This is a genomic window from Paenibacillus sp. IHB B 3415 (genome assembly GCF_000802655.2).
GTDB classification, from domain to species: domain Bacteria; phylum Bacillota; class Bacilli; order Paenibacillales; family Paenibacillaceae; genus Paenibacillus_AQ; species Paenibacillus_AQ phytohabitans.
The window spans coordinates 37,380-51,863 of record NZ_JUEI01000007.1; the positions used below are offsets into that span (position 1 = coordinate 37,380).

A 14,484-nucleotide genomic window follows, 5' to 3' on the forward strand; every position below is an offset into this window, starting at 1 on the left:
ATAGCATTCATTACACGAAACCCATAGCGGATAAAATAGCTTGCCGCCTTCTTCAATCTACTTTGAACTAGGCTCCACCGCGGGCTCCGGTCCCAGCTTCACGAACAGCGTAGCAATCAGTGCAACCACGAAACCGGTCATGCAGGCAAGCAGAAAACCGCCAAATCCGTCCCCCAGATAAGCGGGTAAAGTCGCCAGACCCGGAAAAGCGAAAGAAATCGCCGACGAGCCGGACAGGCCGACCATTCCGCCTCCAATCGCTCCCGCGCAGCAGACAATAACCATCGGCTTGCGCAAGGGCAGGTTCACACCGAACATCGCGGGCTCGGTAACTCCGAACAAGGCTGAGATAGACGCGGACAAGCATAAGGTTTTGAACCTCTTGTCCTTGGCTTTGATGAACACGGCGAGCGCCGCTCCTGCCTGCGCGAAGGCGGCTGGTCCCATCAGCGCGAGGATGGTATCCGAGCCATGTACGCTGATATTGTTGATTGCCAGCGGTACCAGACTCCAGTGCAATCCGAAGATAACCATCGGCTGAATAATCGCGCCAAGCACCATTCCCGCCCCTACCGAACTGAGGTTGTATACAGAGCGGTATCCTTCAGCAAGCACGTCTCCGGCAAGTGAGCCAATTGGACCGAACACCAGCAGTGTCACGGCGGACACCGTCACAATCGAAATCAACGGTGTAAAAAACTCCCGGATAACCTCAGGCAATATTTTAACGCAGAATCGTTCTACATACACTAAGAGGCCTACCGCAAGGATGATCGGAATGGCGCTCGAAGGATAGTTAACGGGAGTAATACTCATCCCGAGAAAATGTATGATTTCCTTGTTGTCAAACAGCGTGGTCAGGCTCGGGTACAACAGCACCCCGGCAATCACAACAGCAGTAAAGGGGTTAGCCCCGAATTTGCGGGCGGCTGTAAAGGCAAGCAGCAGCGGAAGGTAGTAGAACAGACTGTCCGCCATCGCATTGAGCACCGTATACGTGCCTTCTGTCTTGCTGATGATCTCCAGTGCAGCCGCGCCGGCGAGTAAACCCTTCATAATGCCTGCCGCACTCAGAATATTAACGATTGGAAGAAAGATTCCGGAAATGCCGTCAATGATGACATTGACTATACTTCTCCTGACTTGCTTCACAGGTATTTCCTCATGCTTCTCTTCCATATGGTCCTCCTGCACCTATACTTAAATCTTGACATAAATGACCCGTAAGAAGGGGCACTTTGTTCAAAGCTGTCCTCTTACGGGTCACCGTTAGACCGACATTATTGCCGGCTCTTTAGAATACTTTTGTCGTCCACGATTCGCAGTTCCAGGTATCCGTCACGATATCGCGGTAAAAGTCAGGTTCATGGGAAATCAGCAGGATGCTGCCTTTATAAGCTTTGAGCGCACGCTGCAGCTCTTCCTTGGCATCTACATCGAGATGGTTGGTAGGCTCATCCAGTACAAGCAGGTTGCTATCACGGTTGATCAGCTTGCACAAACGTACTTTGGCTTTCTCGCCCCCGCTTAAGACCGCAATCTTGCTCTCGATATGCTTGGTCGTCAGGCCGCATTTGGCCAGTGCCGCCCGGATTTCAAATTGGGAGTAGGACGGGAACTCGTTCCAGATCTCTTCAATACAGGTGTTGTAATTCGATTCCTTCATTTCCTGTTCGAAATAGCCGATCTCCAGCAGATCACCGAGTCTCACCGAGCCTGAAATGGCTTGAATCTGGCCGAGAATGCTGCGCAGCAGCGTCGTTTTACCAATCCCGTTCGCACCGACAAGGGCTATTTTTTGTCCTCGCTCCATGCTCAGATCAAGAGGTCTGGACAATGGAGAATCGTAGCCGATCACCAGATCCTTGGCTTCAAAAATCACCTTGCCGGAAGTCCGGCCCTGCTTGAAGTTAAATTGCGGCTTCGGCTTCTCCTTGGCAATCTCGATGACATCCATCTTATCCAGCTTCTTCTGCCGGGACATTGCCATATTCCGGGTAGCTACGCTGGCCTTATTGCGCGCAACGAAGTCCTTCAGGTCGGCAATTTCCTGCTGCTGGCGTTTGAAGGCCGATTCCAGCTGCGATTTCTTCGCTTCATACACCTGCTGGAAATACTCATAATCGCCCACGTAACGTGACAGCGACTGATTCTCCATATGATAGATCAGGTTGATTACGCTGTTCAGGAACGGAATGTCATGCGAAATTAGAATGAAGGCATTCTCGTAATCCAGCAAGTAACGCTTCAGCCAGTTGATATGCTGTTCATCCAAATAGTTCGTAGGTTCATCGAGCAGCAGAATGTCCGGTTTCTCCAGCAGCAGCTTAGCCAGCAGAACCTTGGTCCGTTGACCGCCGCTGAGGTCATTAACGTCTTTGTCCAGACCGATGTCGGTAAGACCCAGCCCTCGGGCCGTTTCATCGATTTTGGCATCGATCATATAGAAATCCTGGCTGGTCAGCATGTCCTGAATCGTTCCGACATCCTCCAGCAGCTGCTCCAGCTCCTCCGGGGTGACCTCGCCCATCTTGCCGTACATATCGTTCATCTCTTGTTCCATATCGAACAGATATTGGAAGGCTCCTCGCAGAACATCACGGATGGATTGTCCCTGCTGAAGTACAGCATGCTGATCCAGATAACCGGCGCGCATGCGTTTCGCCCATTCCACCTTGCCTTCGTCCGGCTGCAGCTTGCCGGTAATAATGTTCATGAAGGTCGATTTACCTTCACCATTGGCACCAATCAGACCGATATGCTCACCCTTCAGCAGGCGGAAGGATACATCGGTGAATATGGCCCGGTCTCCGAACCCGTGACTCAGCTTTTCTACATTTAATATGCTCATGAAATTAACACCTTTTCCTTTATTCTATATTCTCGTCATATTATAAAGGCTAAAGCGTCACAACTCCAGACGGTTTGCAAAAAAAGCAGAAAAAACACTAACATGGAGCTAAGTCTGCTTACGCTTTGACCTCTCTTGGGACATAAGCATAGTTCTTGGCTCAATCCAGGCATTTGGCGAAAAGCTCTGTTAACTGGATGCCTCTGTGCCAATCTGTCCCTCCACCTTCAATCGTCCAGCATGCCTCAAGCACGCCTCGTACCACACCCCACATCGCGATTCGGCGAGGGTCCAAGCCAAGGCGTTCGGCCATAATCGCAATCCGGCCCCGTAGTACCTGCTCGCAATCACCACCCCGATCCATATAGTTAAGCAGATACTGGACAGTATCAAAATGAACGTCACCGATGATGCCTTTGGGATCAATAACAACCCATTGCTCTTCTCCTTGACGGAGGATGTTGTCATGATGAAGATCTCCATGCAGCAGGAGGTTCTCTCTCGTGGTCGTAATGAGATACACCAGACACTCTTCGGCATTTTCCACCCAGCTCTCAGGCAGTGGCGCTGCAGCGTTCCCATCGTCGAATCGCTCACGGTATCGCTCTATTGCCGCGAAGTGCTGCTTCATAGAAGGGTATACACTACCCGTTGGCGCAGGAAGATGAAGGCGGTGAAATACTTCGCAAAAAATATCCGTCGCTATCGCATCATCCGCAATCGCCGACAACGGTGTGCCAGGGTCAGCTCCCTCCAGCAGAGCCATTCCCCAATCCTCGTCTGCATCCAGTACACGAATCGCCCCCCGGCCCTCATAGGCACGAAGCGCACTAACTTCCCTGGAAAGCTCATCCTTCAGGAAGGAGGATTTTAGGACTGCCGGCTTCCCGTCACTGAGCTTTGCCCAGAGTACAAAGTTATAGGATAAGTTGGAAAAGGGAGCTTCCGGACTAAAGCCGAAGCGGTTAGCACACTCGGCAATTAAACTGGGCAGCGCCTCCGACCATGCTTCGCCTTGCATACCGTAGAGTTCGTGCATTCTTTTAGTGAAAGTATCCGGGATTGTAAACATGCCGCAATGGCTCCTTTCAGTGAAATCGTTTGGCCTTAAGCCGAATGAACAAGGGTTTTTTTGATAAAGTAATGCTGTGATATCCCAGCCTCTCAAATAAATAATTAATCAGCATCACCAATAATTGCGTACTGCCCCTCTATTCTGCTGGTTGAAGTAACTGTACGTCTTGCCATTCACATCCCAAGTTGAACTTTAAGCCTCCGCATTCCATATTTTCTCCACAATTGACCCGATCTCAACGAGTACGCGACTGCTCTTCTTCACTTCGGGAACTCCAAAATGCAAATCAATCTGAAGCTCAATCTCATCCCAAATCCGCAGCCTGCCCGCTTCTGCAAACCGCATGGCAATGGGTTCTGCCAGTAATGAACATCCGGCTTCGCCTTGAACCAGATTCCCGATTAGAGATTCGTCATCGGCATATATGATGGTCTGCGGGACGATGTTCTGCTTCAGGAAGTAATCTATGGATTGTTTATAGAAAGGACAGCCTTGTGTAGTCCAGATCCATGGCTTCGCGGCAAAATACTCCAGCGTAAGTCCGTTCTCAGGCACAGCCCAGCTGCCGGGATAGACCACAACCATTCTGACGGAATCGAGTCTGATGGAGTGCACGGACGGATGTGGAACTTCCCCGTAGTAGAACCCCGCATGTATCTTTGAGCTGGTCAGTTCCTGGACGAAATCCTCACTTCTTATGTCGATAAAATGCAGTTCTATCTGCGGCAAGCCATCCGAAATCCCCTGGATCAATTGCTCTATACGAAGAAGCTGTCCGTCTGTGTTCAATCCGATGCGGATATTCTCCGTAGGATTCGCCTGCAGTTCAAGCACTTTATTATGAAAATCCGCTGCGGAGGCGAGTATTTTCTGTGCTTCCACAAGCAGCTCCACTCCTTTGTCCGTAAGGGTCATTCCTCTGGGTGTCCGGTGGAAGAGAAGAAAGCCGACCTCTGTCTCCAGGGCTTTGAGATGAGCGCTTGCTGATGGTTGACTCGTGTTAAGCAGCCCTGCCGCCTCTGTTAAGTTGCCTGTCCGGGCAATTTGGACGAAGGTGGTCAATTGATACAGTTCCAATGTTTCTCCCCTCCTTAATATGTCTCCTGATTTGTCTTCAAAGTAGCCATCCGTTTTTCAGATGGAGCCGATCAGAACTTCAAATTGGACCGGTTAATGTTCCATAAATTATAGTAACTGCAGAACGAACCTATAGGAGTGTTGTATTTATGTCTATTTTTATTGCCATGTTCTTCTTTTCGTTATCTATGTCGATTTCGCCCGGACCCGTGAACCTGACGATTCTCTCTGCTGGAGTCAACTATGGTTTTAAACGCTCATTTTCTTTGGTATCCGGCGCAACGGCCGGGTTTACGATTCTACTGATTGCCGTCGGACTAGGGCTATCCAATCTCGTAGCGCAGATGCCGCTATTTTACGACATACTCAGGTATGCAGGGACAGGATATATGTGTTATATCGGTTACAAAATTATTGTCTCACGCCCGGAGATCACCTTCAAGGAGGAGCAGCTGCCGCGTTATCGTCACGGGTTTCTAATGCAATGGCTTAATCCGAAGGCTTGGATTGCCTGTCTCTCCGGTGTTTCCGCCTTTAGTCTGAATAATTCTCCTGATTTGCTGCTTAGCTTTGTGTGTATTTATTTTCTTATTTGCTATCTTTCATTGGCTGCCTGGGCTCTGTTAGGCTCGAAACTGCAATTCCTCACGAAAAGAAGGAACGGGATTAAGGCTTTTAACATTGCGATGGGAGGGACGTTAATGATTGTTGCTGTCTACCTCTTATGTTCACACTAATAGAGCCAGCTAACCCATTCCTTGAATACAAGGAAATGCAGTACTAACACGGACAGATTAAGCAGCAGTCCAAGTATAGCCCATTTATTTCTCGAAATAATCCCCAGCACACTAATGCAAATGGCGAATAGCAGGAAGAAGTATACCAGATAGATTAAAAAGTCTGCGTTAAGCTCCAAGACTTCCGAACCTGAATTATTTAACCAGATATCGTCATACAGGCTCTTGTTCTTGCTGATTGTATATATCAATAGACCGGTGATACCAACCGATGACAATAACACGGGAACAGCAGTTAAGCCTTTGATGTTCTTCTTGTGTCTTCCCGAAGTTACTGACCATAGACCATATACAACGAAGACTACAACAAGACAGACCAAGTACAGCTGATAGAAATAAAACCCTTCTTCCCGGTCCCCGGTTCCGCCGCCATCCGGACCTGAAGCGTATAAGAGCAGATTAGTAATGACCAGAATGAAATTCAGGACTCCGTATTTGATTGTGCTGCTTCCGATGCCTTCATACTTTTTCATGATTACGTCCTTTCTTGCGTACGTTGTGTCCTCAGAATAAACTTCAATAAATAACCCATCATTTCCTCTAAAAAGCAAAAAAGACGCTAACCCGATGTATTTCTACATCCGTTAACGTCTTTCAGTGAAGTGGATTACGTACGGCGCATATACGCGCGCACCGTGATCGGAGCGAAAATAGCGACAATGACTGCGGCACCGATAAGAGAGTAAACCAGGTCGCTGCCTACCGTTCCATTGTTGACCAGATTACGGACGGCGGTGACCAGATGCGAGATTGGATTGATATTTACAAACCACTGCAGCCATTTCGGCATCGTATCAACCGGCACGAACGCATTCGAGAGGAAGGTTAACGGGAACAGTACGATCATCGAGATCCCCTGCACACTGGAAGCTGTGCGGGCGATTACACCGAAGAAAGCGAAGATCCAGCTAATCGCCCATGAGCATCCGATAACAAGTACAGCTGCAAGCGCAACATTTCCGATGCCGCCTTCTGGACGCAAGCCCATGATGTAACCCATAACGAAGGTGAGCACAGTAGCAATGGTATAACGGATAGTATCTGCGAGCAGCGCGCCCGCCAGAGGAGCAATCCGTGCGATCGGCAGTGATTTGAAGCGGTCAAACACACCTTTTTCCATATCCTCCCGCAGCTGGACACCTGTGACGACAGAGGTCGTAATTACGGTCTGCACTAAGATACCCGGGATAATCACCGGCAAATAGCTTGCCACATCACCGGCAATTGCCCCGCCAAAGATATAGGTGAACATCAGCGTGAAGATAATCGGCTGGAAGGTGACGTCAAACAATTGTTCCGGTGTCCGCCGGATCTTGAGCAGCCCCCTATAGGCCATCGTTAAAGAATTGCGTACCGCCTGGCCGAAGCCTGTATGATTCTTCAGACGTCGTTCTGTCCCCGGCTTGATGAATGTACTCATGCCATTACCCCCTGCTTCTTCTTGGCTGATCCGGCTGCATATCCGGCCTCTTCCTTCACTCCATCACCGGTTAAGGTGAGGAATACTTCATCGAGCGTCGGCTTCTGCACACTCATCTCCAGCAGCGGAATTCCCGCCCCGCGAAGCGCGATCAGAAGGTCGGTTACCCGGTCAACATCGCCCATCGGCGCCATGATTTTTGCCGACTCTGACGACACATTGGACCGCACCTGAAGCACCCGCTCGACGATTAGACGGGCATTCCCCATATCCTGCGGGTTCAAGACCTTCAGATGCAGCGAGGAGTTGCCGACGGAAGCCTTCAATTCATCTACGGTGCCCTCTGCAACCACCTTCCCGGTGTCGATCACGGCAATCCGGTCAGCCAGCTGATCCGCCTCTTCCAGATACTGCGTGGTTAACAATACGGTTGACCCGGTCGATACAAGCCGCCGGATGGTGTCCCACATTTGATTGCGCGTCCGCGGATCAAGTCCGGTCGTTGGTTCATCCAGGAAAATGAGCGGCGGCTGTGCAATCAGACTGGCGGCCAGATCCAGCCGCCGGCGCATCCCGCCGGAGAAATTCTTCAGCGGTCGCTTCGCTGCCTCAGTCAAACCGAATTCCTCCAGCAACTCTGCGGCTTTGTTTCGCGACTCACTCCGTCCCAGTCCGAGCAACCGGGAGAAGATGATCAGATTCTCTGTCGCACTGAGTGACTCATCCACCGATGCATATTGACCCGTTACCCCGATTAACTGACGCACGATCTGCGGTTCTTTAACCACATCATGTCCGAAGATACGCGCCGAACCTGCGTCAGGCCGCAGTAAAGTGGCCAGCATGCGGATTACGGTTGTCTTGCCGGCCCCGTTCGGACCCAGCACGCCGTAGATCATCCCTGTGCCCACTTTGAGGTCCACACCATCGACTGCACGGTTGCTGCCGTACTTTTTGACAAGCCCTTGGGCTTCGATGGCATAGCTGCCAGTCTCCTGCGCTCTTCCTGATTGTTGTACTTGATTCATTCTTTATTCCTCCTAGACAACTGAATGTATTAGGATGGTAACCGACTTTTTTAAACTGAATATAAACGTGCAATTTATCCGCCGGATTGCTTTTCCCACGTCTTATTAAAGCAAAAATCCGATCCCTTGGGATCGGACTGAAGAAGTACGCTTGCAGACGTACACCTTAAATACAATATTATTAATCATATCCGCCCTCGGCTTCCGGTAATTCTTGATACGCATCCTTACCGGCTACGATGTCCGCGATGAAGGTCCGCAGCTCCAACAGTTGCTCGGCATCTTCTGTAAGCTCACAATTCTCACCAGACCAGCTCAAATCACGTGTAACTCCGTCTACAGTAATCTGCCAGCTATCTTCCTGATAGGGGGTGACGGCACAATTCTGCCTGGCGGGCACAAGCTCCATCGTCCCCATAATGTTGATTTCTCTCATTTGGTCATAGATGCTGCGCATTTCATCCCCGGTCAGAGTAACATTGGCTGTAGCAGTCCCGTTCATGATCAGATCCTTTACCACTATATCCTGATACGTATTGATCTCATTCTTGGTGGATTCTCCATAGCCATACCGGACCAGAAAGTCGAAATCTCCGGGCATTTGTTCCGGCATTTCCTGCTGCTCCGGAGCGGGTTCTGCTTCATTATGTGTATTACAGCCTGCTATAAGCAGTACTGCCAGCAGCAATAAGTATAATTTATTCACTGTATCCGCCTCCAGCATGTTCTTAGGTATTATTACACAATAAACAGCCGTGGCAAGACAAGTAAATATCATGAATCTCGCATTTCGGGTACCCGATAGGGATCGTAGGATTATTATCATCTTCTTCAATTTTTGACCACTCTAAATAACTGCCCATCTTAATGCTGTCTTTATCAAAAGCAAAAATCATCCGCTGAAACTTTAATAAGCATTCTATGATCCAATCTTCCCGGGGTTTATAATTCAGCCGCTCCCAACCATGACGTTCCATTGCTCCTGAAATCGTGCGTAAGATAAAATCCCTTTCCCGTTCAAACGATTCTATAGTCCACGGCATATCATCGATATCAAAACCGACAGTTCCTATGCCTACCACTGACTGGTCCCGCTGAGCTAACCAGATCACCATTTCTTTCTCGCGGTTGTTTTCTGCAAACATAGACCCGCTGAGCACCAGCACCTCAATAAAAAAGGAGGTCAGACTATTCGACATTTTTAACGACTCAATACTTTCGCCAAAGTGCTCTGGCATAGATATCCGGTTGCCTATATGTATGTCCCCTTTCCGCTTCCGTAAACTTCCGGTACAGAATTATATCGGACTCAAAGCATCCCAGAGCTGCGTAGCGAATTCGTTATCGATTTGGAAATACATTCTGGCAAATCCGTAATCAATGTAACCGCCTTTGATCATTATCAAAGTAACCTCAGTGCCATCTTTTAAATGAATTGTAATTCGTTTGTAGCGTTCATCATTGTCATAGTCGCCCAATTGTCCATCCATGCCCTCATGTACAGATAATCTGGCATCATACAACTGATCAACCAGGGTGTTGATCAATTCCAAATCAGGAACCGGGTGTAACTGATCTATACCTGTTCTCCACTCAGAGTAGCTTTGATATTGGGCACTAACCACATTGCCGGCCATTTTAAAGGGTTTAAAAAAATCTCTGCCCGCACTTAACGGCAACCCGCCCGTACACTCATAAAATACAGCTTGAACATACGAATGCTCTTCAGAATATGTCATTATTCGGAAATTCTTATTATAGCCCTTCACAGCATAGACATCTGCCTTGTCAACTGTTGAAGCTAGATTATTGTCCTTCTTCCCCTGCTGCTTCCAACCGTTAAGATTGCCTTTAGCCGTTCCAAGCTTCTTCCCTCTCAAATTTATTGCTTGTTCGGGCGGGATTTCCGTATACGTTTGAGTGTACACTTTGCCGTTATAATATATCATTCCTAACATCGTTGCATTGAGAATCCCCTCCGTCTGTGACGGCAAGGTAAAGACTGGCGATATTATTCCTCCCTTTGGGGCTACGGGTTCCTGATCTTTAACAGGGCGCAGAAAGAGTGCACCGCCAATAAGGATCACCAGCGCTGCTGCTGCGATTCCGGCTTTTAACCAGCCGTGTCTGGAGCGGAAAAAGGATACTATCATGGTTTGGAACCTCAACAAAATACTGCACTCCCTCAATTTACATTATTTAACTTTACATATAATACTAATATTTATATTAATGTTACAATTCATAATTATCAATAAGATTCAACACACCAGCTCATCTAAACAGCAACAAAGGCGCGGTAGAGAACTGTTGTCCCCTCCGCGCCTTTGCCCATGCTTATGCACTGCCTATACCTGATTCCAGCATCTGCCGGTTTCAGATTTCTATGAACCGCCAGCCCCGCATATTATGCTTACCGCCAATTCTTCACTTCTACCCATGCTGCATCCGGGCCGCTCCGTTCAAATGCCGTACCTACGGCTCCTCTAAAAGGCTCCAGTAAACCCGGGTCGCGGTCAATCAGATCGTACACATTCATGATCGCGGTATTCTTGGGATCACTCAGGTATGCTCCATCCTCATCCCCGGTGAATAGCCTCCATCCGCTGTCCTGCTCCCGTGTGGCTGCTTCACGGTACATCCAGCGAACCCCGCTGCCGGGCAGCATGCATTTCTTGGTCACCAGCGCCGCCTTCTCGCCTACCTCGACCCACGCCGGGTCTCCTTCTCGCAGAATTGTCCGGGCAATATGTCTGGGCTCGAATTCCACGGTATCTCCAGGTTGCAGTGTCTGTATCACTCCGGGCACATTCGTCAGCAGCCCCGTATAACGTCCGGTAACCGGATCTTGCCCGGTAATCTCCACCCACATCCGTTCAGCGCGGGGTTCTCCTTCTTTCGGGTTCGTCAGGATGAAATGCAGCCTAACCATTCTTCCTGGGTTCTGGGTCATCCGTTCTTGCCGGGAGGGAATAAAGAAAGAATTAGGATGCTGCCGGCTCACTTCTTCCACATCTTCCAAAGTCCATTCCATAACGTGTGCCTCCTAGTCTGTAGTGCTAGACTACCATTACCCCATTGCGGGAGACACGATTCATTTGGACGGGAAAATCCACCCATCTTAAGCTCAGGCACAGGGACAATTAAAGGAGTTTCGATTCCTGTACAGGTATCCATATTTCACTTCTGTACGCTGGCGAAGTTGTATCCTTGCTCTCATTCCAGAGGATCTCCGGCCCTTCTACCTGCTCGTAATTGGAAGAGGGGAACCATTCGGAATAAATCCGGCCCCAGATATTCTGGAGCGTATCCGGAAACGGCCCCACCGCTTCAAATACAGCCCATGTAGACGCAGGGACTTCAAGTCTGGCATAGGACGGAGGGCAGTCTAGTGTGGTAGCTACACCAATATAATGATCGAGCTCCCCCCGTTCCTCCATCCGCCCTTCGGAGAAATTCACCGATGCGCTGATCATCCCCGCTGGAACGATGTTGGACAGCTGCTTCAGTTCTGTAATGATCTCCATATTGAGACTCTGCCACATCGCCGCGATTTCCGGATTCACTCCGTTGAACTGAATAGGCACCCTTTTCTTCAGTCCGACGATGCTAAAAGCCGCTTTCTCTTCCATACGGTAATTCATTTCACTGCCTCCTCTGATCGTTAATTGAAAAGTCATCCGAGGAAAGGCCTTCAGCGGTGTCCCTGCGCTTCTTGCTTCCGACGGCGTCACGCCGTGAACCAGCTGGAAGGCCTTGGTGAAGGCATCTGGTGAACTATAACCAAATTCCAGGGCCAGATCAATAATCCGCTGCTGGCTGCCCTGCAGTTTGAATGCGGCCAGTGTGAGACGTCTGCGGCGGATGTATTCCGACAGCGGAATACCTGCCAGAAAGGAGAACATCCGCGTGAAATGATACTCCGAGCATAACGCCCGCCTCGCTGCCTCCCTGACATCCACCTCACCCTCCAGATGCTCTTCAATATAGGAGAGTGCCGCGTTCATATTTTCGAGCAGGTTCATCGTTTATCACCCTTTCCTCACAATCAGATTAACATCTATACAGAGAGCGGTTCCGACAGTTCCTGCACCAGATTGACGGGTACTGCCCACTGGCGCAGCAGTAATTCTGCCATAATATAGTTGAATATATATGAAGACAATCCGATCTATTGTATTGATAATAAAGCATAGATAATATATACAATAAATTTTTCCCGAGCGTGGGAAAGACGGAGGAACGAAATGAAGCTTGTACCGAACTGCATAACGCTCAGCCGGATCGGGCTGGCACTCCTGCTGTTATGGCTTGAGCCGCTGGGCGGGGGCTTCACTGCTGTCTATATCCTGTGCGGAATCACAGATATGCTGGACGGGCCGATTGCCAGAAAAACCGGAACAATCAGCAGTCTCGGTGCCAAGCTTGACTCCCTGGCCGACATGACGCTGGTAGGCACTGCATTATATACATTGTATCCGTTCCTTGGACTTACACCTGGGGTTCTCCTCTGGATCATGCTGATCGCCTTAATCCGGGGTGCCTCCATGCTGACCGCGCTGCGCAAATTCCGGACCTACGGGAGCATTCATACCTATGGCAACAAACTCGCCGGACTCCTGTTATTTATCACACCTCTGCTGCTTCCGTATATCCATCAAGGAGTCTGGACTGCTGTTGTATGCACCGTAGCCACTTTATCCGCAGTGGAGGAATTCATCATCCTTCTGAGCTCAAGCCAGCTGCAGCTGGACCGGAAGGGGCTGTATCGACGGCGCTAATCCTCAGTACATACACCCCAAAGAACCCATAACACACACAACGGGTTCTCCGGTAACACTGCCTATTCTTCTATAGTCCCGCACACCACGAATACTTAGCCTACCGGTCCGGCATCCGCAAAGCTCCTGATTAACGCCTTGACCTGTCGTCTGGAGGTTACGGTGATGACTTGCTGATGAGCGCCGGCCTGCCGGAGTCTCGCAATGGTGTTGTCCCGGCTTCGTGTCTTGTAGCTCCAGACCCATTTCACGAACGCAAAGTCGAGCTTCTCCGGACAGCCTTCGTTCATATCGGGTCTGGTTTGGTTATGATACATCAGACGCCGCTTCACAATCCGGTACATACATAAGAGCCTCGGCAGATCCAGAAAAATGATGACATCCGCCCGCTTGATCCTGATATCCATCGTCCTTGAGTAGTTGCCATCCATAATCCACTGCTCTTGATCCGTATATTGCCGGACCAGCCCGTCCCATTCCTCATCCGGCTTGGAGATCCAGTCCGGGTTCCAGAAATGGGCGTCCAGATGCACAACCGGAAGATGGAGCAGACCGCCGAGCTGCCGTGCCAAGGTGGATTTGCCCGAGCCTCCTGATCCGAGAATTAGAATCCGGTTCATAAGTTCTCCCTGTCCAATATGACGTAACTACTATCCCTTCAATCCAGCTGCAAGTATTCCCGGATTCCATCCGCGATGGCTAAGGCAACTGCTTCCTGAAACTCATTGGTCCACATCTTCGCCTCATCACCCGGGTTGGTCAAATACCCCAGTTCCAGCAGCACGGACGGCATCTCCGTCTCCCGCAGCACAAAGAAGTTCGCAACCTTGACTCCTCGGTCTTTGAGCCCGCTAGCCAGAATTACGTGCTTATGTATAGTCTCGGCAAAAGCCAGTGATTCGTCATGATAATAAAAGGACTCCGTACCCGATGCCGACGCATCCTCATAGGTATTACCATGGATGGAGATAAATAAATCTGCCGGGAGGTCATTCGCGAACTCCGGCCGGTACAGCTCATGCGTGGAAATGAAAGCATCCCCGGTCCGGGTAAGCTCAATCTGAAGCTGCGGATCATCCGCCAGCTTCTCTGCTATTGCCTGTGATACGCTGAGGTTGAACTCCTTCTCAAACCGTCCGCTCACAGAAGTCGCACCCGGGTCTTCACCGCCGTGCCCCGGATCGATTACGACCTTGTACACAGGTCCGGAATACACTGGATCACTGCTTCCAGGCCCGCTTGTACTATCTGGTTCATGAATTGCCCGATTACCCGCCGCCGGAGCCGCAGCCAGACTTGAGTCTGCGCTATTCCCGCCTGAACCGTTACTGACGCCATCACTGCATGCCGCAAGCAGTAGCAGACTGAGCCATGCGGCAGCTATAATGTACATCTTCTTCATTCCGGTCTCTCCTTATCGCCCACTTCAATTCGTATTCCCTTCCATTTCAGCAT

At 49.9% G+C, this 14,484-nt stretch carries 16 protein-coding genes; 2 read left to right on the forward strand and 14 right to left on the reverse strand.

Annotated features, from left to right (window positions below):
• Positions 1-57: 57 nt before the first annotated feature.
• From QW71_RS04265 to QW71_RS04280, 4 genes are all read right to left on the reverse strand, one after another.
• Positions 58-1,179 carry a PTS transporter subunit EIIC gene (locus QW71_RS04265; protein WP_039293762.1) on the reverse strand — a complete coding sequence of 374 codons (1,122 nt, stop codon included), beginning with the start codon at positions 1,177-1,179 and terminating at the stop codon, positions 58-60.
• 115 nt (positions 1,180-1,294) lie between these two features.
• Positions 1,295-2,851: an ABC-F family ATP-binding cassette domain-containing protein gene (locus QW71_RS04270; protein WP_039293764.1), complete on the reverse strand. Its 1,557-nt coding sequence runs from the start codon at positions 2,849-2,851 to the stop codon at positions 1,295-1,297.
• Positions 2,852-3,011: 160 nt separating this feature from the next.
• Positions 3,012-3,923, reverse strand: coding sequence for an aminoglycoside phosphotransferase family protein (locus tag QW71_RS04275; protein ID WP_039293766.1), 912 nt, complete (start codon positions 3,921-3,923; stop codon positions 3,012-3,014).
• A 195-nt stretch (positions 3,924-4,118) separates the two neighbouring features.
• Positions 4,119-5,003 carry a LysR family transcriptional regulator gene (locus QW71_RS04280; RefSeq protein WP_039293769.1) on the reverse strand — a complete coding sequence of 295 codons (885 nt, stop codon included), beginning with the start codon at positions 5,001-5,003 and terminating at the stop codon, positions 4,119-4,121.
• A 149-nt stretch (positions 5,004-5,152) separates the two neighbouring features.
• Between QW71_RS04280 and QW71_RS04285 the strand changes: the two genes are divergently transcribed.
• Positions 5,153-5,740: a LysE family translocator gene (locus QW71_RS04285; protein WP_039293770.1), complete on the forward strand. Its 588-nt coding sequence runs from the start codon at positions 5,153-5,155 to the stop codon at positions 5,738-5,740.
• On the opposite strand, the gene QW71_RS04290 is transcribed toward QW71_RS04285, so the two are convergent.
• The 8 genes from QW71_RS04290 to QW71_RS04325 form a co-directional block, all read right to left on the reverse strand.
• Entirely contained in the window at positions 5,737-6,273 is a 537-nt protein-coding gene (locus QW71_RS04290; RefSeq protein WP_039293772.1) for a hypothetical protein, read from the reverse strand. The genes QW71_RS04285 and QW71_RS04290 overlap by 4 nt on opposite strands.
• Before the next feature lie 134 nt (positions 6,274-6,407).
• Positions 6,408-7,220, reverse strand: a complete 813-nt coding sequence (locus QW71_RS04295) for an ABC transporter permease (protein WP_039293775.1) — start codon at positions 7,218-7,220, stop codon at positions 6,408-6,410.
• Positions 7,217-8,248 (reverse strand): daunorubicin resistance protein DrrA family ABC transporter ATP-binding protein, encoded by a 1,032-nt coding sequence (locus QW71_RS04300; RefSeq protein WP_039293777.1) that lies wholly within the window; start codon positions 8,246-8,248, stop codon positions 7,217-7,219. Before QW71_RS04300 ends, QW71_RS04295 begins: the two co-directional genes overlap by 4 nt.
• A 181-nt stretch (positions 8,249-8,429) precedes the next feature.
• Positions 8,430-8,954, reverse strand: a complete 525-nt coding sequence (locus QW71_RS04305; RefSeq protein ID WP_052769887.1) for a hypothetical protein — start codon at positions 8,952-8,954, stop codon at positions 8,430-8,432.
• A 22-nt stretch (positions 8,955-8,976) separates the two neighbouring features.
• The gene (locus QW71_RS04310) at positions 8,977-9,486 is read right to left on the reverse strand and encodes a hypothetical protein (protein ID WP_235441387.1); all 510 of its coding nucleotides are present in this window, start codon (positions 9,484-9,486) and stop codon (positions 8,977-8,979) included.
• Positions 9,487-9,546: 60 nt separating this feature from the next.
• A complete protein-coding gene (locus tag QW71_RS04315) occupies positions 9,547-10,419 on the reverse strand; it encodes a hypothetical protein (RefSeq protein ID WP_039293785.1) in 873 nt (290 codons plus the stop codon).
• Positions 10,420-10,661: 242 nt separating this feature from the next.
• On the reverse strand, positions 10,662-11,282 hold the full coding sequence (locus QW71_RS36900) for a DUF2185 domain-containing protein (RefSeq protein ID WP_047013618.1): 621 nt from the start codon (positions 11,280-11,282) through the stop codon (positions 10,662-10,664).
• A gap of 109 nt (positions 11,283-11,391) precedes the next feature.
• Positions 11,392-12,273, reverse strand: coding sequence for an AraC family transcriptional regulator (locus QW71_RS04325; RefSeq protein WP_039293788.1), 882 nt, complete (start codon positions 12,271-12,273; stop codon positions 11,392-11,394).
• A 222-nt stretch (positions 12,274-12,495) separates the two neighbouring features.
• On the opposite strand from QW71_RS04325, the gene QW71_RS04330 reads away from it, so the two are divergent.
• Positions 12,496-13,029: a CDP-alcohol phosphatidyltransferase family protein gene (locus QW71_RS04330; RefSeq protein ID WP_039293791.1), complete on the forward strand. Its 534-nt coding sequence runs from the start codon at positions 12,496-12,498 to the stop codon at positions 13,027-13,029.
• Positions 13,030-13,124: 95 nt separating this feature from the next.
• Here QW71_RS04330 and QW71_RS04335 read toward each other — a convergent pair whose 3' ends face one another.
• Together QW71_RS04335 and QW71_RS04340 are read right to left on the reverse strand one after the other, a co-directional pair.
• Positions 13,125-13,649, reverse strand: a complete 525-nt coding sequence (locus QW71_RS04335) for a DNA topology modulation protein (RefSeq protein WP_039293794.1) — start codon at positions 13,647-13,649, stop codon at positions 13,125-13,127.
• Between the two features lie 38 nt (positions 13,650-13,687).
• On the reverse strand, positions 13,688-14,431 hold the full coding sequence (locus QW71_RS04340; RefSeq protein WP_235441388.1) for an N-acetylmuramoyl-L-alanine amidase: 744 nt from the start codon (positions 14,429-14,431) through the stop codon (positions 13,688-13,690).
• Between the last annotated feature and the right edge of the window lie 53 nt (positions 14,432-14,484).